This window comes from Ancylobacter sp. GW821-FHT10E12 (genome assembly GCF_058809335.1).
The window spans coordinates 140,344-161,730 of record NZ_JBXASN010000013.1 but is presented as its reverse complement, the minus strand read 5'-3'; the positions used below and the strand labels follow the sequence as shown (position 1 = coordinate 161,730).

General features: G+C 67.1%; 22 protein-coding genes and 1 tRNA gene. 8 read left to right on the top strand and 15 right to left on the bottom strand.

Going from position 1 to position 21,387, the window contains the following annotated elements; all coding sequences use genetic code 11:
- From AC1RU4_RS18370 to AC1RU4_RS18330, 9 genes are all read right to left on the bottom strand, one after another.
- Positions 1 to 264 (bottom strand): hypothetical protein (locus tag AC1RU4_RS18370; RefSeq protein WP_492892556.1); only part of this gene is annotated, 264 nt, incomplete at its 3' end.
- Entirely contained in the window at positions 261 to 3,206 is a 2,946-nt protein-coding gene (locus AC1RU4_RS18365) for a M15 family metallopeptidase (protein ID WP_492892555.1), read from the bottom strand. The genes AC1RU4_RS18365 and AC1RU4_RS18370, both read right to left, overlap by 4 nt.
- On the bottom strand, positions 3,206 to 3,658 hold the full coding sequence (locus AC1RU4_RS18360; protein ID WP_492892554.1) for a hypothetical protein: 453 nt from the start codon (positions 3,656 to 3,658) through the stop codon (positions 3,206 to 3,208). Before AC1RU4_RS18360 ends, AC1RU4_RS18365 begins: the two co-directional genes overlap by 1 nt.
- A gap of 2 nt (positions 3,659 to 3,660) precedes the next feature.
- On the bottom strand, positions 3,661 to 4,335 hold the full coding sequence (locus tag AC1RU4_RS18355; RefSeq protein ID WP_492892553.1) for a hypothetical protein: 675 nt from the start codon (positions 4,333 to 4,335) through the stop codon (positions 3,661 to 3,663).
- A 107-nt stretch (positions 4,336 to 4,442) separates the two neighbouring features.
- Positions 4,443 to 4,595, bottom strand: coding sequence for a hypothetical protein (locus AC1RU4_RS18350; protein WP_492892552.1), 153 nt, complete (start codon positions 4,593 to 4,595; stop codon positions 4,443 to 4,445).
- Between the two features lie 11 nt (positions 4,596 to 4,606).
- The gene (locus AC1RU4_RS18345) at positions 4,607 to 4,816 is read right to left on the bottom strand and encodes a helix-turn-helix domain-containing protein (protein ID WP_492892551.1); all 210 of its coding nucleotides are present in this window, start codon (positions 4,814 to 4,816) and stop codon (positions 4,607 to 4,609) included.
- Between the two features lie 90 nt (positions 4,817 to 4,906).
- Positions 4,907 to 5,560, bottom strand: a complete 654-nt coding sequence (locus tag AC1RU4_RS18340; RefSeq protein WP_492892550.1) for a hypothetical protein — start codon at positions 5,558 to 5,560, stop codon at positions 4,907 to 4,909.
- Positions 5,561 to 5,612: 52 nt separating this feature from the next.
- On the bottom strand, positions 5,613 to 6,899 hold the full coding sequence (locus AC1RU4_RS18335; RefSeq protein ID WP_492892549.1) for a tyrosine-type recombinase/integrase: 1,287 nt from the start codon (positions 6,897 to 6,899) through the stop codon (positions 5,613 to 5,615).
- A gap of 105 nt (positions 6,900 to 7,004) precedes the next feature.
- Positions 7,005 to 7,080 (bottom strand) — tRNA-Ile (locus AC1RU4_RS18330).
- Between the two features lie 187 nt (positions 7,081 to 7,267).
- Here AC1RU4_RS18330 and AC1RU4_RS18325 point away from each other — a divergent pair.
- Positions 7,268 to 7,990 carry an SIMPL domain-containing protein gene (locus tag AC1RU4_RS18325; RefSeq protein ID WP_492892548.1) on the top strand — a complete coding sequence of 241 codons (723 nt, stop codon included), beginning with the start codon at positions 7,268 to 7,270 and terminating at the stop codon, positions 7,988 to 7,990.
- Here the strand turns inward: AC1RU4_RS18325 and AC1RU4_RS18320 are convergent.
- The gene (locus AC1RU4_RS18320) at positions 7,969 to 8,958 is read right to left on the bottom strand and encodes a diacylglycerol/lipid kinase family protein (protein ID WP_492892547.1); all 990 of its coding nucleotides are present in this window, start codon (positions 8,956 to 8,958) and stop codon (positions 7,969 to 7,971) included. The two genes, AC1RU4_RS18325 and AC1RU4_RS18320, sit on opposite strands and share 22 nt — an antisense overlap.
- A gap of 271 nt (positions 8,959 to 9,229) precedes the next feature.
- On the opposite strand from AC1RU4_RS18320, the gene AC1RU4_RS18315 reads away from it, so the two are divergent.
- Positions 9,230 to 9,622, top strand: coding sequence for a hypothetical protein (locus AC1RU4_RS18315; RefSeq protein WP_492892546.1), 393 nt, complete (start codon positions 9,230 to 9,232; stop codon positions 9,620 to 9,622).
- A gap of 105 nt (positions 9,623 to 9,727) precedes the next feature.
- On the opposite strand, the gene AC1RU4_RS18310 is transcribed toward AC1RU4_RS18315, so the two are convergent.
- Positions 9,728 to 10,873 carry a hypothetical protein gene (locus tag AC1RU4_RS18310; protein WP_492892545.1) on the bottom strand — a complete coding sequence of 382 codons (1,146 nt, stop codon included), beginning with the start codon at positions 10,871 to 10,873 and terminating at the stop codon, positions 9,728 to 9,730.
- Positions 10,874 to 11,081: 208 nt separating this feature from the next.
- Positions 11,082 to 12,074, bottom strand: coding sequence for a tetratricopeptide repeat protein (locus AC1RU4_RS18305; protein ID WP_492892544.1), 993 nt, complete (start codon positions 12,072 to 12,074; stop codon positions 11,082 to 11,084).
- 273 nt (positions 12,075 to 12,347) lie between these two features.
- Between AC1RU4_RS18305 and AC1RU4_RS18300 the strand changes: the two genes are divergently transcribed.
- The 3 genes from AC1RU4_RS18300 to AC1RU4_RS18290 all read left to right on the top strand — a co-directional run bounded on the left by AC1RU4_RS18300 (position 12,348) and on the right by AC1RU4_RS18290 (position 15,839).
- Positions 12,348 to 14,585, top strand: a complete 2,238-nt coding sequence (locus AC1RU4_RS18300) for a TonB-dependent receptor (RefSeq protein WP_492892543.1) — start codon at positions 12,348 to 12,350, stop codon at positions 14,583 to 14,585.
- A gap of 109 nt (positions 14,586 to 14,694) precedes the next feature.
- Positions 14,695 to 15,378, top strand: coding sequence for a Fe2+-dependent dioxygenase (locus AC1RU4_RS18295; protein ID WP_492892542.1), 684 nt, complete (start codon positions 14,695 to 14,697; stop codon positions 15,376 to 15,378).
- A gap of 98 nt (positions 15,379 to 15,476) precedes the next feature.
- The gene (locus tag AC1RU4_RS18290; RefSeq protein ID WP_492892541.1) at positions 15,477 to 15,839 is read left to right on the top strand and encodes a DMT family protein; all 363 of its coding nucleotides are present in this window, start codon (positions 15,477 to 15,479) and stop codon (positions 15,837 to 15,839) included.
- Between the two features lie 15 nt (positions 15,840 to 15,854).
- On the opposite strand, the gene AC1RU4_RS18285 is transcribed toward AC1RU4_RS18290, so the two are convergent.
- The 3 genes from AC1RU4_RS18285 to AC1RU4_RS18275 form a co-directional block, all read right to left on the bottom strand.
- Positions 15,855 to 17,009, bottom strand: coding sequence for a PQQ-dependent sugar dehydrogenase (locus AC1RU4_RS18285; protein WP_492892540.1), 1,155 nt, complete (start codon positions 17,007 to 17,009; stop codon positions 15,855 to 15,857).
- 114 nt (positions 17,010 to 17,123) lie between these two features.
- Entirely contained in the window at positions 17,124 to 17,435 is a 312-nt protein-coding gene (locus AC1RU4_RS18280; protein WP_492892539.1) for a hypothetical protein, read from the bottom strand.
- A 142-nt stretch (positions 17,436 to 17,577) separates the two neighbouring features.
- Complete coding sequence (locus AC1RU4_RS18275) at positions 17,578 to 18,222, bottom strand: glutathione S-transferase family protein (protein WP_492892538.1); 645 nt, start codon at positions 18,220 to 18,222, stop codon at positions 17,578 to 17,580.
- Between the two features lie 147 nt (positions 18,223 to 18,369).
- On the opposite strand from AC1RU4_RS18275, the gene AC1RU4_RS18270 reads away from it, so the two are divergent.
- The 3 genes from AC1RU4_RS18270 to msrP all read left to right on the top strand — a co-directional run bounded on the left by AC1RU4_RS18270 (position 18,370) and on the right by msrP (position 21,314).
- Complete coding sequence (locus tag AC1RU4_RS18270; RefSeq protein ID WP_492892537.1) at positions 18,370 to 19,572, top strand: pyridoxal phosphate-dependent aminotransferase; 1,203 nt, start codon at positions 18,370 to 18,372, stop codon at positions 19,570 to 19,572.
- Positions 19,573 to 19,662: 90 nt separating this feature from the next.
- Complete coding sequence (locus tag AC1RU4_RS18265; RefSeq protein WP_492892536.1) at positions 19,663 to 20,154, top strand: DUF992 domain-containing protein; 492 nt, start codon at positions 19,663 to 19,665, stop codon at positions 20,152 to 20,154.
- A 173-nt stretch (positions 20,155 to 20,327) separates the two neighbouring features.
- Positions 20,328 to 21,314 (top strand): protein-methionine-sulfoxide reductase catalytic subunit MsrP, encoded by a 987-nt coding sequence (gene msrP, locus AC1RU4_RS18260; protein WP_492892535.1) that lies wholly within the window; start codon positions 20,328 to 20,330, stop codon positions 21,312 to 21,314.
- Positions 21,315 to 21,387: the final 73 nt, after the last annotated feature.

The window sequence follows — 21,387 nt, the reverse complement described above, 5'->3', positions numbered from 1 at the left end:
TCCCAGCACCTCCGCGGACAACGCGGCGACGTCCCGATGCTCCGGCCGACGGCAAGCCGGGCACCACACGGAAAGCCGGTTGATGCCGTGCGGAATGAGGTGCTCCAAGGTCATCGGCGCAGCGCCCGGCAGTGTGGTCGGCCTCTTCGGCGCGTGCTGCGTTCGGCCGCGCAGCAACTCGCTCGGCGTGAACGGGCGGAACGGCGAGCGCTCGATCGACCAGCCGCCGCTGTGGCGGCCGCGGTTCCAGTTGAGCCGCGTCATCGGGTACCGCCCGGCAGCACGTCGCCCGGCGCCCACCAGAACGATTGCCCGAAGTCGCGCTGTGCCGCCTGTTCGCGCCGACGGAAGGACGCTCGGTAGTCCGGATCAACAAGGCTTTGCAACTGATCCCAAACAACGCGATCCACGGCAATCCGCGTGTACCAGGTGGTCGGGTCGTATCGGGACAGCGTGCGCACCGCCTCGGCGCCGAAGGTGGTGTCCGCGCCTTCCATCAGCCGGCGTGCCTGCTGCGACGTCAGGCGGGCCACATCCTCTGCCGCTCCGATGGCTGGGCCGGCCATATCCGAGATGAAGCTGCGCCCGGTGCGGGATGAACTGGCGTTGATCAGGTCGCCATATACCCCCAGCGAACCGGACTGGAGACCCGCTCGCGCCCAGAAAGACGCGTTGCCCATGGGCTCCGGCTCCTTGCCGGCGAGCAGGCTCTTGGCCTGCATCCCCGCCGCGCCGGCCAGCAGGCTGAAGCCAACGAACGCCGCCCCACTCCAGAGCCGCGATTCGATCGGGCCCTGCGTCGCGATTCGCATCATGTGCGTGCTGATCATCGTCACGCTGAAGCTTTTGAACAGCGTCGCCGAGCGGACCATTTCACCCCAAAAAGTGCCGGCCGTCGTTCCGCCGGTCATGACGGCGCGGATGCGCGCATCGGGCTCCAGCACCGCGAAGGCGCGTTCCTCGACGATGGCGCCGAGGAGCTTCTCGGCAAGGGCACGGTCGCCGATGGCGTCGGTGTCGAGGAAGGTGGCACCTTCCACGGTCAGCGGCTTGCCGGCGCGAATCCTATCCCACTCGGCGGCGCTGATCTGGTGGCGCTGCAGGAAGTTGGCGAGGGGACGATTTACCTCCGCCAGGTCGTCGAGGCTGCCCGCGTCGAGGTCGGCGCGGACTTTGGTCCATTGGCGCTCGACGGTCTTGCCGAGTTCGGTCGTCATGTCCTTGGCGAGCCGCAGGTCGGGCGCTCCGGCTCCGCCGGCGTCACCCATTTTCTTGTCGGCCCAGGCCACGACCTGCCCGGCGGTCATCCCGCGAATATGCGGGTTCGCCGCAATGACCTCGGGCGAGAGGATGCTATCGACCGGGGTGGACGGATCGGCCTTGTAGATCTGCGATCCGCCCCGCCCGCCGAACACATGAGCGAGATAGACCGTGCCGTCGCGGATCGGCACGCCTTGATTGGTCAGGAACTCGGTATTCTGCCGGATCAGGTGGCCGGTCATTTCGCGTGCGAGGGCGGGATCGCTCCGCATCTCGAGCACCTGCTCGGGCGTCCTGCCTTGCGCGAGATCCGGGCGGTTCGCCTGTACGGTGGCAAGCCATGTCGAATCGATGAATCCGCCTAGACCGGAGGCTGAGGAAAGCGGGTTCTTGGCGTTCGGATCGCCCGACGATTCCGCGCCGACGATCTTGTCGACGACATTGCCGCCAGCCCCGCCGCCGCGTGTCTCGGCGACCTCGATGTGCCAATTCTCATTGCCGAGCGGGAATTTCAGTCCATAGGCGCCGGCATTGGCGTGCAGCCAGTCCACCACTTCCTTCGGCGCCTTGCTCAGGCTCTGGCCGTCATAGGACAGGTCCGCCGCGTCCCCGTGATTGTGGTTGGACCGGCCCGGCGGCGCGACCCACTTCCGCGCCTCCGCCTCAGAGCCGCGCTTGGCAACCTCAGCCTCCCACAGCTGCTGCTGACGCTCGGTCGTCCGATAGCCCGAATAGATGCCCAGCTTCTCCTGAATGCCGGGCGGCGCCGCCGCGATCAGGCTCGCCACCCGCGTCGATAGATTGGGCGACATGCCGTACACCGCCTCCGGCGACTGGCCCGCCGCCAACCGCGTGCGCAGGAAGCCCTTCGACTGCGCTTCGTCCGCGCGCGTCGGCGGTACCACGCCCAGCGTCTCACGGCGCAGGCCGTCGATTTGGCCGCTGAGGGAAAGGCGGCCGTAATCGCGAGTCCGATCGGCACGCAGCGCGGCGGCTTGCAGCCGAGCAGCGCCGGCTTGATCTCCCGCCCCACGCAACTGATCGCTGAGCGAATCGACGACGTCGGGACTGACCTTGACGCCGCCCTGCATCGCCGTCATCGCGTCCCGCGAGGCCTGCCGAGCGATTGCAAGATCCTGTCGGCGTTCGGCTTCCATTGCGCCAAGTTCGCTGCGCAGTTTGCCCGCAAACGCCCTCCGCTCGTCCGCGCTCAATGGCATGGACGGATCGTTGATTATCCCGTCGTCGACGACCTTCAGCGCAGCAGCATAGGCATCACCCCCCTCCGCCCTGCGCGCCTCATATGCCCTTTGTGCCGCGAACAGCACGCCTTCCGCCCGCGCGTCGCCGATCGCCGACTGAAACCGCAGATCGGCCTTTTCCTTGGTCATCAGACCGGCAGCGACCGCGGTATCGAGCGCGCCCTGCATTTTCAGCCGAAGCGCTTCGCCGTCCGGACCACCGAGGCCGCCGCGCATCGCCACCGCCGAGAGGTCCGAAGCCGCGCTATCGAACAGCACCCCAACCTTCTCGGCATCCGCCGCACGGTCGAGCGAAATACGACGTTCGGTGATCCGGCGCAGGGCGGCGTCGCCCGTCTCGCTGATATTTTTCTTCACGAAGGGGACAAGCTTGGGATCGGCATTCCCGAGCGTGCCGTCGCTATAGCCCCTCCACGCCGCTTGAAAGCCGGCCGGGTTATCCCGAAACTGCGTCTCAAGTTCCAGCGCCTTCGCTCGCGTGGCGCTATCTTCATCGGCAAGCGCACCGGCACGACGGGCGAGATGGTCTCGCTCCATCGAGTCGAAGCCGATGCCGGCGAGCTTGTCCCCCGCGCGCGCCATCTGCAGCCAAGCCGACGCCGACGAAAAATTGTCGCCGTCCACGACGCCGGGGCCTTGGGCGAGCACGCCGTTCTGGGGAATGGGAAGACCCGTGCCAGCCATCACACGCCCCTGTATTTTGCGTAACTGTAGGCGCGGTCCGCCAGCGTCGCGCCCGCGCCCATGTAGCCGGCGAGCAGGCTGTATTTCGCCTTGCGCCCCGAAGCGTCCGCCGACATCCGCGCGGAATCGGCCTTAAGCAAATGGTTCAGCTCCGCCTGCTGCGCGTCGCGCGTGCCGTCTTCGGCTACGCTGGTCAGGATCGCCAGACCGGTCGGGGAGGACATGCCCACGCCGCGCCCGGCGCGCGTGGCTTGAATGGTTCCGAGCGCCGCGGTCAGTTCCTCGCGCCGGCGGGCGGTCTCTTGTGCGGCAGCGGTACGCTGGGCCTGCTCTTCGCGCTCGTACTGCTGCTGTTCGGCCTTGGCGGCGCGCGAGGCTTCAGACGCCGCCATGAGCTGGCCGCCCGCCGACAGCGCCGTGCCAACTGCAGCGAATACCGCAGAAATGCCCATGGTCAGGCGCTCCCTTCCGGCGCGAGGTCCGCCAGCGCGCCGGCTCCGAGGTCGGCGATATGGCAATGCAGGGCGTGGCGGATGACCGCCTTCACGCCGTCGACCGGCGTTCCATGCGACAGGAAGTCGAGGATGCTCCACAGCGTTCGCAACGGCGCAATGCTGGCCGCCGGCGCGGTCGCCTCCAGTTCGCGGATCGCACGGAGGAGCTCGGCGTTCTCCAGCAGAGCCGCCAGCCGATCATCCGGCAGCGGAGGCGGCGGAAGGGTACGCTGACCAGGCGCGCAAATGGCGTCGATCCGCTCCATGGTGGCGCGGACCTCTTCGCGGGAGAGCATCGCGAAGGGAGTATCAGGACACCCTGGGATAATCTCGGAAATGTAGAGGGCGAGAGGCCCACCCGGACGCGCCGGCTCGATTTTTGCCCCCCCACACCCCGCGTCGGGGCCGACTGAAAGAAGGCCTGCCAGGGGGTGGGTCACGTCAGCCAGCGCCACCGCGATGTCGGCCGCCTGGGCAGCAGTGACGGGGTCGATGCCCTCGACCTTGCCGTCGAGCAGGGCGGCGGCGGCAGCGCGCAGGCCGAAGCCCGGCAGCGCGGCGACGATCTGGTCCCAACCGTCGATGGCATCGGCTGCGACGTGTGGGGCGGGGTGCTTGTCGGTCGGGTCGGTCATCATGGTCTCCATCGGCACCGGCCCGGCAGGACCGAGCGCGAGGCGGTGATCGGGGAAGCGATCGCCGGTGCCGATGGGAGCTCGGAATTCGGAGATCGCGCTGCGCCCTACCGGATGAGCGCGATGACGTCTGCGAGGGCCAGATGCGGCCAATCCTCGCCGCCAGGGGCGTCGAAAAAATGGATGATCGTATCGTCGATCTCGACGACGAGGCGGGGCTCGGTGATCTCGACGGGAAAGGCGGGAGAGGGGGCGTTCATGCTGGCCACCCTCAGGCCGCGGTCGGATTGCGAACGGGGAGGGCGGCAAGCCATGCCTCGATTGCTGCACGGGTGATTAGGGTGCGGCGACCGATCTTTCGAGCTTCCAATCGGCCAGCTCGGATTTCTTCGAACACGGTCGAACGGCCGACGCTCAGGATGCGGGCCGCACCCATGACGTCGAAGGCGACAGGATGTTCTCCGGTGTGAGTCGTCGGCATTTCTGTCCTCCGGAAGCGGACACGAGCGGACTTGCTCGGTTGCTGACGAGGACACTGCATGGCCGGGCGCTGGATTTCGCCCGAAACAAATCAGCCTTTTTCGGTCGATTTTTTTCGGCGTTTGTCGCTACTGCGAGCCTTTTCCAAGGCTTTCGGGCTAACGGGCGGAAGCCGAAGTGGCTCCATAGTAATCTGCTGGAGCGCCGGGAAGCCCCTCTTGCGTCGCGCTGCTGCGTGCGCATCTTCGAACAGCGATCGGAGAACGCGCAGAAAGCCATCACGAAGCAGGTTTTGCGGTCGCCCGCGGCGCGTTGGCTCTGTCGCTGGGCCGCACGATGACTGGCCTGAATCGGACGCAGTCCGAACCTTAACGAAAGCCGGGCTGGCATAACGAAATGCGACAAGAGACCGATAGAGCGCGGGCGTCGATGCATCGGCGGCGAGTGGTGCGGAGGCGGTGGGACGCAGAAGGTCGAACGCTTCCAGCGATAGCTCCTCGAGCGCCGTCAGAAGGCTCTTGATGCCTGTACGAACCGCGTCGATCTCAGCAGCTGGGTTCGGCTTTCGTGGCAATCGACGCCGCGCGTATTGTTTTGCAAGATACTGCCGCGCGAGATGAACAATCTGCCGCTGCCTTGCGGTTCGCCCGTCTTTGGGGAAATGCTCGCCGATCGCGTCGATCTGGTCCGAGGTATACGGCCAAGGTGCCCCCAGTGACGGGTCAGCAAGTAGCTCAGGCCACATCCAAGGCGCCGGCGCCTTGCCAGGCGTAAGTGCCGCAAATGCGGCCTGCCGTTCAGGACGCACCTTTTGTGCCCTCGACGCCGACGGAACCTCGAATGGCGTCAAGGTGGTTGGCCCATGCCTCCATCATCTCCCGCCTGCCGGCGAGATACTGGGCAGAATTGTAGGCACCGCGCACCTCGTTGCGCTCATCGTGAGCCAGCTGTCGCTCGATCCAGTCCGGGGGGTAGCCCGATTCATTCAGCCATGTGGATGCGACGCCCCGGAACCCGTGGACCGTGGCCCGACCGTGATAACCCATCCGGTACATCGCGAAGATCATGGTGTTACTGGACATGAAGCCCTCCTTGCCGGGAGAAGGGAAAACATGGCGATTGCGACCCGCCAACTGGTGAAGCTCTGACAGAGCCTTGACGGCTTGGGGTGTGAGCGGCACGAGGTGTTCGAAGCGCATTTTCATTCGGGCCGGCGGGATGCGCCAAAGCGGCTCGGCTCCATCCAAACCCTCGAATTCCGCCCAGGTCGCCGCACGGAGCTCAGTCGTTCGAACGAACGTCAAAACCATCAATTGAAGGGCGAGACGTGTCGTCGGTTCGCCATCATACGCGGCAAGGCTTCCCAGAAATTGCGGAAGCTCTTCACGCGGAAGCGCGCGATGGTGCTTCTGCCGACCCGGCGATTTTAGAGCGCCTCGGAGGTCTTGGGTTGGATCCCGCTTGGCTCTGCCGGTCGCGATGGCATATCGAAAGATCTGCCCGACGACTTGCATTTCCCGCTTTGCGAGCTCTATGGCTCCGCGCTTCTCGACCGCGCGAATGGCTTCCAGCACCTCGGGAGGCTCGATCTCCGAGATTGGCCGATGCCCCAGCTTCGGAAAGATATCTGCTTCGAGACGGCTCATCAGTCGATCGGAGTACGACGGAACCCAGCCCGGCAGTTTGGTCTCGAACCACTCGCGGGCTATCGGCTCCAGGGAGCGTTTTGCCGCAATAGCCACTGCCTGCTTGTCGGCGCGTCGCTTCTCGCTCGGGTCGGTTCCCGATGCCAGGACACGCTTCGCTTCATCTCGCCGGTTTCTCGCACCAGCGAGAGTGACCGAGGGATAGGTGCCGAGTGCCAATGTCTTCTGCTTCCCGGCAAAGCGGTAGGCGAGGCGCCAATATCGGGAGCCGTCCTGATTGACGAGGACGTAAAGCCCACCGCCATCTGACAGCTTGTAGGGCTTCTCTTTGCCCTTGGAAGTCCGCACGGCGGTATCAGTCAGCGGCATGTTGTTGGTATCTGCGGGGCCGTTGGATTTGATGCCCTCATATGTACCAACAGATTTTCTGGATGCCAACACACTCCTGCGGACGATGGCGGATGCCAGTAACGAAACGGGTCGTGATTTATCAGTGGCTTACCGTCCTTGTGTGCATCTCAGTGGACGCCTGCGACGGTAAAATGGTGGGCCCGGCAGGACTCGAACCTGCAACCAGACCGTTATGAGCGGCCGGCTCTAACCATTGAGCTACAGGCCCGTTGCGCGGCGTGGCGGGCCATTCCGGCGCGAGCGGCGCACGCTAGCAAATACCCGCCGCGACGCCAACACTCCCCCGCCGGCTCGCAAAGCCCGTCCACCGCCGTATTGCCGCCGCCATTGGGCGGTGCTTTGCGCGACGTGCCGCTGCGTCGGCGCCGAACCATCCTCCCCGGGGAATGCGCATCATGAAATTCGCCTATGCCGCTCTCGTCGCCGCCAGCCTGATCGGCAGCCTGTCGCCCCTTGCGGCCCAGGACGCCTCGAATGTCCTGCGCCGCCCGACGCTCACCGTCACCGGCGAGGGACGCGCCACCGGCACCCCCGACATGGCCCGCTTCTCCACCGGCGTCGTCAGCGACGCCAAGACCGCGCGCGAGGCGCTCGACGCCAATAGCAAGGCGGTCGCCGACATGATCGCCGCCCTCAAGGAGGCCGGCATCGAGGCGCGCGACATCGCCACCTCCGGCTTCTCGGTGCAGCCGCAATATGCCCCGCCGAAAAAGGATTCGACCGAGGCGCCGCGCCTGTCCGGCTATCAGGTGCGCAACACCGTCTCGGTGCGGCTGCGCGATCTCGCCCGGCTCGGCGACCTGCTCGACAAAATGGTGACCTCCGGTGCCAACCAGATCGGCGGCATCGCCTTCGACATCGCCGATCCGTCGAAGCTCGAGGACCAGGCCCGCATCGCCGCGGTGCAGGACGCACGCCACCAGGCCGAGCTGATCGCGCAGGCGAGCGGCGTGCGGCTGGTGCGGGTGCTCACGGTGACGGGCGAGGGCGGCATGCGCCCGATGCCCCGCGCGATGGCGGCGCCGATGCTGATGAAGGCCGATTCGGTGCCGGTGGAGGCCGGCGAGACCGAGGTCGCGGCCGGCGTCACCGTCACCTACGAGATCGAGCCGCGCTGATCGGCGGTTTCCCGATCGCCCGCTTGCCGATCGGCGGGTTGCCGATTCGTACCTTGCCGATCGGTGGCTTGCCGGTCGGTGCCTGCGGGAGCCAGCACCTCCAGCGCCTGCGGCACCATCCGGTAATGCAGCGGCAGGCGCTCGCGGGCGAGCTCGCCATCGGTCGACACCCAGGTGCGGTTGCGTCCGCGCCGGCCGATGACGATCTCGCGTCCGCTCAGGCTGACGATGCCGGGATTGCCGCGCCAACTGTCGGTCACCATGTCGGCGCCGGCCTTCAGCTTGGCCAGCGCCCCGCGCTCCTCGGCGATGTGCACTTCCAGCACGCCCTCATCGAGCTTCGCCCGCCGCCAGCCCGGCCCGCTGAAGCGGTTGACGGTGACCAGTGCCGCGAAGGCATCGAAATGCAGGCTGCTTCCGTCGACGGTGACGTCGACATGGATGCGGCCGGTGCGGCGGATGGCGTGGAAGGCGGCGATCGCCACCGCGAAGAAGCGGCCGAGGGGCCAGCGCCGCGCCGTCTCGCGCGCCCGCGCCATCTGGCTGAAGAAGCCGAAGCCGGAAATGGTGTGGAAGCGCCGCCCGTTCAGCGTCGCCATGTCGATGCGCACCGGCCGGGCGTCGTCCAGCACGTCCAGCGCCTGGGCGAGATCGGTCGGCATGCCGATGTCGCGGGCGAGCAGGTTCAGGGTGCCGAGCGGCAGGATGCCGAGCACCTTGCCGGAATTCTCCAGCGACCGCACCGCCAGGCTGACGCTGCCGTCGCCGCCGCCGACGATCACCGTGTCGTGCGGGCCGCGGCCGCTGGCGCGGATGGCGCGCACCAGAGCGTCGCCGGTGAGCAGATGCACCTCGACCTTGCGCCCGTTGCGCGCCAGTCGCTCGTTGACCTCGACGCACACCGCATCGCCGTCGCGGCTCTGCAGGGTGCCCGCCTTCGCGTTCAGCAGGACGAGAACATGCTTCATCGTGCCATCCTGGGCCGGCGAGGCGGGAATTCGGCGGCGGGGAGATTCTGACAGGGCAATATCGGGCTCGGCAATATCTGGCTCGGCATTCGAAGATTCGGGAGTATCGGGGTCGGGCAAAGCGCCAACGGTCGCGTGCCCGAAGAAGTTCCGCCGCGGCGTGGCACGAGCCTGCAACGGCGTCGTGTCGCGTGCGCCGGTGCGGCGCGCTCGACGCGGACGGGCAAGAGCCGTTAGGCTGCCACAATGGCAAGGCGCGGGGCGGCGGGCAATGGCTGAGATCGGCAAGGTATCCGTCCTGCGGCTGCGCGCCGGCCTGCTGGTGCTGGCCGCGCTCGCCTTCCTGTCCTTCGTTGCCGGACGCTGGGCGGCGGCGCTGTTTCCGCTGGGGCTGCTGGGGGCGACATGCGTCGGCATCGTGGTCGCCGCGCTGGTGGCGCTGGCGATCAGCCGCCTCGATCGCATCGCCTATCTGAGCATCGCGGCGGTGGTGACGCTGTTCGGCGCCTATACCGCCTATGATTTCGCCCGCGGTCCGGTCGACTGGTCGGAAGGCTGGGCGGCGGCGCTGGCCTTGGTGGCGGGGCTGCTGCTGGCGGCGGCGCTGTGGGATTTCGCCAATCTGCTGCGCGAATTCCGCGCCTGGGCGGAAAGCCGCCGCTGAGATTTGTCAACGCCGGGACTTGCCGTGCCGAGATCGCGCCAGCGAGGCGCATTGCCGGCAAAGGGGCCGCCGCCCGGTGGAGCCGGACGGCGGGAAAGGACGGTCTCAGCCGCCGGCGAGGTCGCGGCACAGCGCGACGATGCCGGAATCATAGGAGCGCGGATCGGACAGCACGCCGATGCAGCGGGTCTTCTTGGCCGCCATGTCGCTGCTGCCATTGCCCAGCCGGTTGTCGGTGATCGACGATCCGCCGCTCGGCGGGGTTCCGGTGGCGCCGGAACCGCTGCCGGTGGATCCGCCGCTGCCGGACGACCCGGTGATGACGGTGCCGCCACTACTGCCGCTGGTGGAGCCGCCGCCGGGCGTCGTGCCGCCTCCGCCGGGGGTGCCGCCGCCCGGAAGGGTGCCGCGCCCGCTGCCGAGCCCGATATCGAGGCTGACCGCCGCGACGCTCGGGCCGAGCACGTCGACCGCGCCATTGGCACGCAGGCCGCGCGGGCCGCCCACCGTCACCCTCGCGTCGACATCGGCAAGCTGCCGGTTGCCGCCGACATTGGCGTTCGCGGTCGCCTTCACGCCGCGCGGGCCGAGGGCACCGACGCGCGCGTCGACGTCGAGCCCGCGCCGCCGATCGAGGCCGACCGTGGCATCGGCGGTGACGCCGCGCCGGCCCAGCACCTGCGCATCGACTGTCGCCACATTGCCGGTGGGACGGCGCTCGGTGCTCACCAGCTTGCGGTGCTTGAGCAGGTTCAGCTGGAAGCCGAACACATTGACGCCGGCATTGGTGCCGCGGCCACCGGAACGCGCCGAGCCGGCGTCGCTGGCGCTGGCCGTGCTGCTGGCGTCGGTGCCGCCCGTGTTGCCGGCGCCGCTCGTGCCGCCGGTGGTGGAGGCGGTGCTGGAGCTGGACGAGGTGCCGGTGCTGCTGCTCGCCGTGGTGGCGCGCTCGCCGATCCCGCTCACCGCGCTGCCGACGCCGCTGACGGTATTGCCGACACCGCTCACCGCGCCGCCGACCCCGCCACCCAGGCGATCGCCCACCGAGTCCACCGCATCGCCGACACCGCTCACCGTGCCGCCCACGGCGTCGGTCGCGCTGCCGACGACGCCGCCGAGACGTCCGCCATCATCCGATGAACCGCCGGCTATGCGGGCGCCGGCGGACAGGGTGGAAAGGGCGAGGCAGGCGGCGACCAGTCCGGTGCCGACGAGATAGCGCGCCCGTCTTGCTTGATACATGGGCCTCATGGTTTCGCTCCCTTTGGTTGCGGCCCCATGCCGACGGCTTGCCGGTGTATGAAGCCTCTTATGCAACTAGCTTACTGGGAAGAAGTTCTGTCGGCATGTAAAATTTAGTTTTTATCTGTAATAATGCATGCCACAAATTGTACAATATTGAATATTTATTCATTCGATTATTGGGATTGGAAGTAAACATCGACCATTGTGATCTTGCTCAGAGAGCTCGCGATCCGAGGAACAGCCGGATGGCTCGTCGCATGATGCGGTTCCCTGTGGCGGCAAGTGTAGAGAGTCGATCCATGCAATGCCGACCCGTCATTTCTTCCGTCGACCTCGTCGGGACTTCGCGTGCACGCGCCTGGGCGAAGGCGGCTTTCGCCGCTTCCGGCTGCGCTGTACCTCCCACGCCCTCGGCGAGGGCGGTGGCATAGGCGCGCAGGTCCTGCGCCGATCCGGTTTCGCAGGCCCGCCGTAGCGCCAGCAGGGCGAGCTTGCCGATGGCCGGATCGGCGCTGTGGCGCAGCCCGTAGCCGGCTTGCCGGCAGAACTCCGGCACCCCGGCCTCGATGCCACGGCGCATCCAGTCGAGCCCCGTCTCGGTGTCGCCGGTCTTGAGCAGCAGCCGGCCGTAGTCGAACTGCCCGCGATAGTCGCCGCCTTCGGCCCCGCGCCGGAACCAGCGTTGCGCCGCTTGCGGGCGGGCCGGCCGCTCCCAGCCGTTCTCGAGATAGCGCCCGATCATCGTCGCCGCCTTGGCATTGCCGCCGCGTGCCGCGCGCACATACCAGACGAGCGCCTGCGGGCGGTCCGCCGGCAGGCCGGCGCCGGCGAGCAGCAGCCCGGCGAGGTTGAACTGCGCCCAGGCGTCGCCCGCCTCGGCGGCGCGGCGGTACAGAAGCGCCGCCCGCGCCGGGTCGGCCCGCGTGCCCCAGCCGCGCTCGTGGCAGCGTCCCGCCATATTGGCGGCTTCGGCGCTGCCGGCATCGGCGGCGATCGAGAACCAGCGCAGCGCCGCCGCTTCGTCGCGGGCGGTGCCGGTTCCCGCCAGCAGCATCCGGCCCCAGGCGATCTGGGCATTGGTCAACCCGTTGAGCGCGCCGGCCTGAATCCAGCGCGCCGCCGTCTCCGGTCCCTCGGCGACGCGGGCCGACAGGTCGTCCGCTCCCATCCGCTTCAAGGCGGCGAGGGAGATCCATTCATCGGGCATTCAAGGTCACAATCTCGCTAATGAGCACAATGTGTCGTTAGGGTAACACAGCGTCGATCATGGTCAGACTGGGACGGAAATAGGGCAGAGAAACATGCAATGGCAAGGATTTATAAAACGATTCAATTTTTAATAATTAAAAACAAGCTATATATTCGTCTTGTGAGTCGATATACTTTTGAATATCTAAAAAACATAGCGTTTGAATTGAGTTGGACTCTTATTCTATCCGGCATTCGTAGACGTGCTCAGAAGGGGTTCGGACGAATGACCATGATGAAGACGCTCAGGCCCTCGATGTCGGGAGCCGCCTTGACCACGGGTCTGGCGATGACGATGTCGGCGGTTCCGCTGGTGGATGCACTGGCCCAGCAGGCGGCTACTGCACCGGCGGCGACGGAGGAGGAGCTTCCCACCGTCACCGTCGAGGGAGAGACCGCTCCCGCCAATGCGCTGGAGGCCACCACCGGCCTGTCGCGCATGCCCGGAACCATCCAGGACACCCCGCAGACCATCACCGTCATCTCGCAGGAGACGATGGAGCAGCAGGGCGTCACCACGCTCCAGCAGGCGCTGCGCAACGTTCCGGGCGTCACCGCCTCGGCCGGCGAGGGCAATGGCGGCATGAATGGCGACCAGTTCCGCATCCGCGGCTTCCAGGCCAATGGCGACATGTATGTCGACGGCCTGCGCGACTTCGGCACCTATGTGCGCGACAGCTTCGCCTTCGAATCCGTCGAGGTCTTCAAGGGCTCCTCGTCCGAGGATTTCGGCATGGGCACCACCGGTGGCGCCATCAACATCACCCAGAAGGAGGCGCATCTGGGCGACAAGTATGATTTCGAGGGCCAGCTCGGCAACGGGCCGTTCTACCGGGTGGTCGGCGACGTCAACAAGCAGCTGAGCGACACCACGGCGGTACGCATCGTCGGCATGTACACCGACCAGGACATCGTCGATCGCGACTATATGTACAATGACCGCTTCGGCTTCCTCGGCTCGGTCGGCTTCGGCCTCGGCACCGACGAGACGCTGCACCTCAACCTGTTCTACCAGAACGGCAACAGCAAGCCGGACATGGGCACCCCCTTCGCCCAGCGCAGCGACGGTGGCGTCGCATTGCCGGCGACCGAATATGGCGTGTCGCGCTCGAACTTCTTCGGCAAGGAGACGGACGAGGACAATTACGACGTCACCATGTTCACCGCCAAGTACCGCAAGGAAGTGAACGACTGGCTGACCGTCACCAACGACACCCGCGTGGCCGGCTATAACCGCTACTTCGCGCAGACCGTCACCAGTTGCGCGGCCGCGACCTGCGGCGTTCCCGTCATCGGCGGCAATTTCAACGTGCCCTACACGTTCGGCGGTCCGGCCGGCTTCGTGCAGGACACCTACGGCGCGCAGAACCTCACCACCATCATCGCCGACGTGACGATCGGCGGCTTCCGCAACCAGTTCGTGGCCGGCACCGACTTCTACTTCCAGAACGACCAGCGCAGCTATCTGAGCAATTCGGCGTCCAAGGTCGCCGGGACGATGGCCGATCCGCTCTACGACAACCAGGCCGGCTTCTACGTCTATGATCCCGGCACGTCGCTGCGCTATTCCGAGGCCACGGACTCCGCGATATTCGCCGCGGATCGCTTCTGGTTCACCGAGCAGCTGTCGCTGAAGGCAGGCGGCCGGTTCGACAACTACAACATCAACTACCGGAATTCGGCGAATGGCGGTGGGGACTGGACCAGCTACGATTCGCATACCAGCTTCTTCAGCCCGGACATCTCGCTGATCTGGGAGCCGACCAAGACCCAGACCTATTACGTCTCCTGGTCGAAGTCCTTCAGCCCGCCGGGCGCCAATGTGGCGGCTACCCCGAACCCGCTCGCCAACCAGCCCGACCTGCAGCCCGAGGACAACGAGACCTACGAGATCGGCGCCAAGATCTCGCTGCTCGACGGCAAGCTCGGCCTTACCGGCGCGCTGTTCAGCACCGACAAGAGCAACTCCTACTACACCGACCCGATCACCGGCGATTCCATCGTCACCGGCGACGAGCAGCGGGTGCAGGGCGTCGAGCTCGGCATGACCGGCAACATCACCGATGCCTGGGTCATGCAGGCCGCCTACACCTATCTCGACAGCGAGATCACCGCTTCCGCCACGGCGTCCACCGTCGGCAACGAGGTCAACTACGTGCCGCGGAACTCGGCTTCGCTGTGGACCACCTATGACGTGGCCAAGCACTGGCTCACCCAGATCCCCGGCGAGTTGCTGGTCGGAGGCGGCATCACCTATGCGGACGGCTACTACACCAACACCGCCAACACCTACTGGGTGCCGGAGACTTTCTCGCTCGACGCGCTCGTCTCCTACAAGCAGGGCAACTATCGCGTCGCCGTCAACGGCTACAACCTGACGGACGAGATCAACTATGTGGCGGCCACGAATAATCGTGCCGTCGTCGGTGCCGGTCGCAGCGTGGTGCTCACGCTCGGCGCCACCTTCTGAGCCGGGCGGACCCGGTCCGCTTCATTCCCTGTGCGGCGGGCGACCCTGGACGGGTCGCCCGTTCCATGCCGGCCCCGCGACGCGGGGCCGCTTCCGTTCGAGGCCTTCCATGCTCGTGACCATCCCCGACATCCTGACCCGCGACGAGGTCGCCCATTGCCGCAAGGTGCTGGAGAGCTCGCAATGGATCGACGGCCGCGCCACGGCCGGCGTGCAGGCGGCCAAGGCCAAGAAGAACCTGCAGATCCCCGAGGACTCCCGGGAGGCCCGCGACCTCGGCGACCTCGTCCTGCGGGCGCTCGGCCGCAACCCGGTGTTCAACTCCGCCGCCATGCCGCTGCGGGTCCTGCCGCCGATGTTCAATCGCTACGATGTCGGCATGAATTTCGGCGCCCATGTCGACAGCGCCATCCGCGCCATTCCCGGCACCGGCACGCGGATGCGGGCGGACGTATCGAGCACGCTGTTCCTCACCGACCCGGAGGATTATGACGGGGGCGAACTGGTCATCGAGGATACGTTCGGCGGCCATGAGGTGAAGCTGCCGGCCGGCCACATGGTGGTCTATCCCGCGAGCAGCCTGCATGCGGTGCGCGAGATCACCCGCGGCAGCCGCTGGTCGAGCTTCTTCTGGACCCAGTCGATGATCAAGGACGACGGCCGCCGGGCGCTGCTCTACGATCTCGACGTCGCCATCGTGCAGACCCGCGACGCGGTGCCGATCGATTCCCCGGCCGTGCTGTCGCTGACCAATGTCTATCACAACCTGCTGCGGCAATGGGTCGAGATGTGAGGCGGCGGGCGCCGGCGCATTGACGGGGGCGGCGAGGGCGCTATCTGTCGCCCACCTTCCAGCTAGTCCCGCCGGCAATCCCGCCCAGAGATCCGCTCATGCCCGTGCTCACGTCGTTCATTCCGCCCGCGCTGCTGCCCTTCGTCATGCTCACCCTGTCGAACGTCTTCATGACCTTCGCCTGGTACGGCCATCTCAAGCACAAGTCGTCGCCCATTCTGATCGCCATCCTGGTGAGCTGGGGCATCGCCTTCTTCGAGTATTGCCTGGCGGTGCCGGCCAACCGCATCGGCTCGCAGGTCTATGCGACGGCCGAGCTGAAGACGATGCAGGAAGTGATCACGCTCGTCGTCTTCGCCGGCTTCTCGGTGTTCTGGCTGAAGGAGCCGCTCGGCTGGAACCACGCCATCGGCTTCGCCTTCATCGCGCTCGGCGCGTGGTTCATCTTCCAGAAATGGTAGGCGAGGGCGCGCCTGTCAGTCGCCGGGCGCGAGACGCAGCAGCCGGCCCTCGCCCGGATCGTCGGTGAGCAGCCACAGCGCCCCGTCCGGCCCTTGGCGGACGTCGCGGATGCGCTCGCCGAGATCGACCAGCATCACCTCTTCGTCGACCACGCGCCCGCGCTCGGGATCGAGCCGCAGCCGCACCAGCCGGGTGCCGGCGAGCCCGCCGGCGAACAGGTCGCCCTTCCAGCGCGGGATCAGGCCGCCGGTATAGAACGCGAGGCCGGAGGGCGCGAAGGACGGGTCCCAATATTTCACCGGCTGCTCCATGCCTTCCTTGGCGGTGCCTTCGCCGATCGGCAGGAACGTGTAGTCGCGGCCATAGGTGATCACCGGCCAGCCGTAGTTCCGGCCGGCTTCCGGGTGGTTCAGTTCGTCGCCGCCGCGCGCGCCGTGCTCGATGGTCCAGAGCCGCCCGGTCTGCGGGTCGAGCGCCGCGCCCTGCACGTTGCGATGGCCGTAGCTCCAGATTTCCGGCCGCGCATTGGCGGTCCTGGCAAAGGGATTGTCCGCCGGCGCCGCGCCGTCGGTGGCGATCCGCACGATCTTGCCGAGGTGATTGCTCAGCACCTGCGCCTGGTCGCGCTGCGAATAGCGGTCGCCGAGCGTGACGAACAGCGTGCCGTCGCGCCCGAACACCAGGCGCGAGCCATAATGGCTGCTGCCGCCCACGGCCGGGAGCTGGCGGAAGATCACCTCGACGCCTTCCAGCCGGGCGCCGCCGCCGCTCTCCACCAGCCTGGCCCGCGCCACGCTGGTGCCGGAGCTGCCCTCGCGCGGCTCGGCATAGGAGAAATAGATGAGCCGGCTCATGTCGAAATCCGGCGCCGGCAGGATGTCGAGCAGCCCGCCCTGGCCGTTGGCATAGACTGGCGGCACCCCGGCGACCGGGGCGGAGATCGTGCCGCTGCGGGTGACGATGCGCAGCCGGCCCGGCCGCTCGGTCACGAGCATCCGTCCGTCCGGCAGGAAGGCGAGGCTCCACGGATTCTCGAAGCCGCCGGCGACGGTCTCCAGCGACATCGTACCGGCCGAGGTCTTCAAGGTGACGGGCGCCTGCGCCGAGGCGATCGCCGGGGCCGCCAGCAAGGCGAGGGAGAGGGCGGCGCAGCGAAAAGGACGGATCACGATGCTCTCCGGGTAGTCGGCCTGACGCATCGTTAGATCAGCCGGGGCAGGGCCGGCAACCGCAAGCCGCCGGCGGCGCGGTCACACCCGCGTCACCGGCGGGAGAAGGTCGGCTCAGCCCTGCCGGCGGTGGCTGCGCGGACGGGCCGGCTGCAGCGTATTGCGCAGCATGTAGCCCGACAGGCCGCACAGGGCGACGAAGGCGGCCAGCAGCATCGCGCCGATGGTCAGACGGCCGCTGGGGTCGGCGGCGCCGAGCGTCTCGATCTCCATGGCGGAGGCCGCCTGCAGGCCGAACAGGCACAGTACCGCAACGATGGCGAGCGTCAGGGTGAGCACGACACCGGCTTCCAGCAGCGCGCGGCGAAAGCGGCGCCCGGCGGTGTGCTTCACGTCGGCGTTCGCGACGACATCGTTATGCGGCATGGCGACATCCCTTCCGGTCCAGCGGCGGATCATTCCGTTCCGATGGTGGGGACTTTCGGTGCCGAACGCGGCTCGCCTTCGACGGTACTTGGGCGATGCCGCGCCATTTCGAGGCGATTTCGCGGCAGGAGGTTAACCGGCGTTAACCAGTGGCAGAAACTAGCGGCTTGCTGGCCTGCGGACGCCAGTCCATCGACACATGGCCGGGCTGCGCCGCGACCCGCGCCAGCCAGTCGCGCACCGCCGGGAACGGCGAGAGGTCGAATTCGCCTTCCTCCGCCACATGGGTATGCGCGTAGAGCGCGAGATCGGCGATGGTCATCGCCGAATCGACGAAGAACGGCCGGCGCTGGAGATGCCGGTCCATCACCCCCAGGGCGGCATAGCCTTCCTCCAGCCAGCGGTCGATGTCGTGGGTGCGCAAGTCGCGCCCGCCGCGCACCAGCTTCAGCCAGAAGCGGGCGGCGGCGATGGCGGGCTCGTGCGAATGCTGTTCGAAGAACATCCAGCGCAGCACCTCGGCGCGGGTGAGCCGGTCATTGGGCAGCAGCGGCGTTCCGTCGGCGAGATAGAACAGGATGGCGTTCGATTCCGGCAGGAAGCGTCCGCCGGGCATTTCCAACAGCGGCACGCGGCCTTCCGGGTTCTTCATCAGGAATTCCGGCGTGCGATTCTCGCCGCGCAGCAGGTCGACGTCGACGAGCTCGAAGGGAAGCCCGAGCCGGGCGAGCAGCAGCCGCACCTTGTAGCAATTGCCGGAACTCTGCATCGCGTGGAGCTTGAGCACGTCGAAAATCCCGGCTTGGCGGCGGTCGAGGGCGGATCGCGGCAGCATATCGCATCGATCGACGGGCGATGAGGTGGGTAAGCACTTGCCGCCGTGCAAGGGCTCGATTAGTTGTCGCGCGCAAAACATCCCAAACGGAGTCCGGCCATGAGCCTCGTTTCCGCCGCCATGAAGCGCATCAAGCCCTCGGCGACCATCGCCATCTCGAACAAGGCGCGGGTGCTGAAAGCGGAAGGCCGCGACATCATCGCGCTCGCCGCCGGCGAGCCGGATTTCGAGACGCCGGACAATATCAAGGAAGCCGCGATCAAGGCGCTCCGCGACGGCCAGACCCGCTACACCGCGGTGGACGGCATCCCGGAGCTGAAGGCCGCCATCGTCGCCAAGTTCAAGCGCGAGAACGGGCTCACCTACAAGCCGAGCCAGATCACGGTGGGCACCGGCGGCAAGCAGGTGCTGTTCAACGCCCTGCTCGCCACCGTCGATGCCGGCGACGAGGTGATCATCCCGGCGCCGTACTGGGTCAGCTACCCCGACATCGTCAATTTCGCCGGCGGCACCCCGGTGCCGGTGGAGACGACGCTCGAGGACAATTTCAAGCTCCGCCCCGAGGCGCTGGAAGCGGCCATCACCCCCAAGACCAAGTGGCTGATCTTCAACTCCCCCTCGAATCCCTCGGGCGCCGCCTATTCGCGCGCCGAGATGAAGGCGATCACCGACGTGCTGGTGAAGCATCCGCATGTGTGGATCCTCACCGACGACATGTACGAGCATCTCGTCTATGACGATTTCGAGTTCGTCACCCCGGCGCAGGTGGAGCCTTCGCTCTACGACCGCACGCTGACCATGAACGGCGTCTCCAAGGCCTATTGCATGACCGGCTGGCGCATCGGCTATGCCGGCGGCCCGGAGGAACTGATCAAGGCGATGGGCACGCTGCAGTCGCAGTCGACCTCGAACCCCAATTCCATCGCCCAATGGGCGGCGGTCGAGGCGCTGAACGGGCCGCAGGACTTCATCGCCGCCAACAACAAGGTGTTCAAGGAGCGCCGCGACCTCGTGGTCTCGATGCTCAACCAGGCCAACGGGCTCACCTGCCCGAAGCCGGAGGGCGCCTTCTACGTCTATCCCTCCTGCGCCGGCGTCATCGGCAAGACGGCGCCGTCGGGCAAGGTGATCACCGATGACGAGGTGTTCGCCACCGAGCTGCTCGACGCCGAGGGCGTGGCGGTGGTGCACGGTTCGGCCTTCGGCCTCGGCCCGGCGTTCCGCATTTCCTACGCGACCGCCACCAAGGATCTGGAAGAGGCGTGCCTGCGTATCCAGCGCTTCTGCGGCTCGCTTCGCTGAGGTATCAATAGGCGGCAGGCTGGCGGGGGTCAGCCGTCTCGAATGACCCGCATGGGGGGCGCGTCCGCGCTCTGCTCAAGGAGATCAATCATGATCCGTAAATATGTCATGCTCGGCGCCGTCGCAGCCACTCTCGCGGCCGGCATGGCCGGCCTCTTCGCCACCCCGGCCTCGGCCGAGATCCAGCGCGTGCAGGTCGGCACGCTCGAGTGCACCGGCTCCAAGTCGGTCAGCTTCGTCATCGGCTCGAAGCGCACCCTCGACTGCTGGTTCGTCACCCGCCGCGGCGTGCGCTTCGCCTATGAGGGCACCATCCGCCGCTGGGGCCTCGACATCGGCGTGACCGGCCGCAACTCGCTGGTCTGGGCGGTGTTCGCGCCGACCACCCAGGTCGCCTTCAGCGACCTCGCCGGCAAATATGCCGGCGTGTCGGGCAGCGTCGCGCTCGGCGTCGGCATCGGCGGCAACGCCCTGCTCGGCGGCTCCAAGAACACCATCGCGCTGCAGCCCTTCAGCGTCGAAGGCCAGACCGGCGTCAACCTCGCCGTCGGCGTCGGCAGCCTGGTGCTCCGCTCCAACTGATCCTTTCCGCCTCGTGCGCGACGGCCCGGCGTCACCCGACGCCGGGCCGTTTGCGTTTCCGGGTCCTGCGTGCCCGGGTCCTGCGTGCCATCGCACGAGGAGTTGAAGGGCGGGGCTGTAATATCGGGCGCCGGCGGACGTATCTTCGGTATCGCAGCCGATGGGAGACAACCATGCTGATCCGCCGCCGCCGCTCGTGGGAACTGCCGGAGAGTGCCGCCACCCCGGAATCCGTCTATCTGTCGCGCCGGCATCTGCTCGGCGCCGGCGCCGGCCTCCTCGCCGCCGCCGGGCTCGGCGGGCCGGCCGCGGCCGCCACGGCGCCCGGCGATCCGGCCAATGACCCGACCAGGGATCTCTATCCCGCCCGGCGTAATGAGGCCTTCACCCTCGACCGGCCGGTCACGCCGGAAGACATTTCCAGCAATTACAACAATTTCTATGAATTCGGCTCCGACCGCCGCAACTACCAGGTCGCCGACATCGCCGAGCGCATGCCGCGCCGTCCGTGGGTGGTGAAGATCGACGGCATGGTCGAGAAGGAGCGCGAGGTCGGCATCGACGACATCATCCGCGCCATGCCGCTGGAGGAGCGCCTCTACCGCCACCGCTGCGTCGAGGCGTGGTCGATGGCGGTGCCGTGGACCGGCTTTCCGGTGCGCGAGTTGATCTCCTGGGCCAAGCCGCTCTCCGGCGCCAAGTTCATCCGCATGGAGACCTTCGTGAACCCGAAGGTGGCGATCGGCCAGAACAGCTTCGTCTATCCCTGGCCCTATATCGAGGGCGTGACCATGGAGGAGGGGATGAACGACCTCGCCTTCTTCGTCACCGGCGTCTATGGCAAGCCGGCGCCCAATCAGTTCGGCGCGCCGCTGCGTCTCGCGCTGCCGTGGAAATACGGCTTCAAGTCGGTGAAGTCGATCGTGCGCATCTCCTTCGTCGACAAGCGCCCGGTCGGGCTGTGGGAGCAGGTCCAGGGCCGCGAATACGGCTTCTGGGCCAATGTGAACCCGGCCGTGTCGCATCCGCGCTGGAGCCAGGCCACCGAGCGCGACATCGGCACCGGCGAGCGCCGCCCGACCGTCATCTACAATGGATATGGCGAGCAGGTCGCCGGCCTCTATGCCGGCATGGAGAAGACCGAGAAGCTGTTCATGTAGCCGGCACGGCCGGCGCTTCCGCCGGAAATCGTCGGCTCCCCGTCCCGCGGCGCTTGCCTCCGGCGCCGCGGGC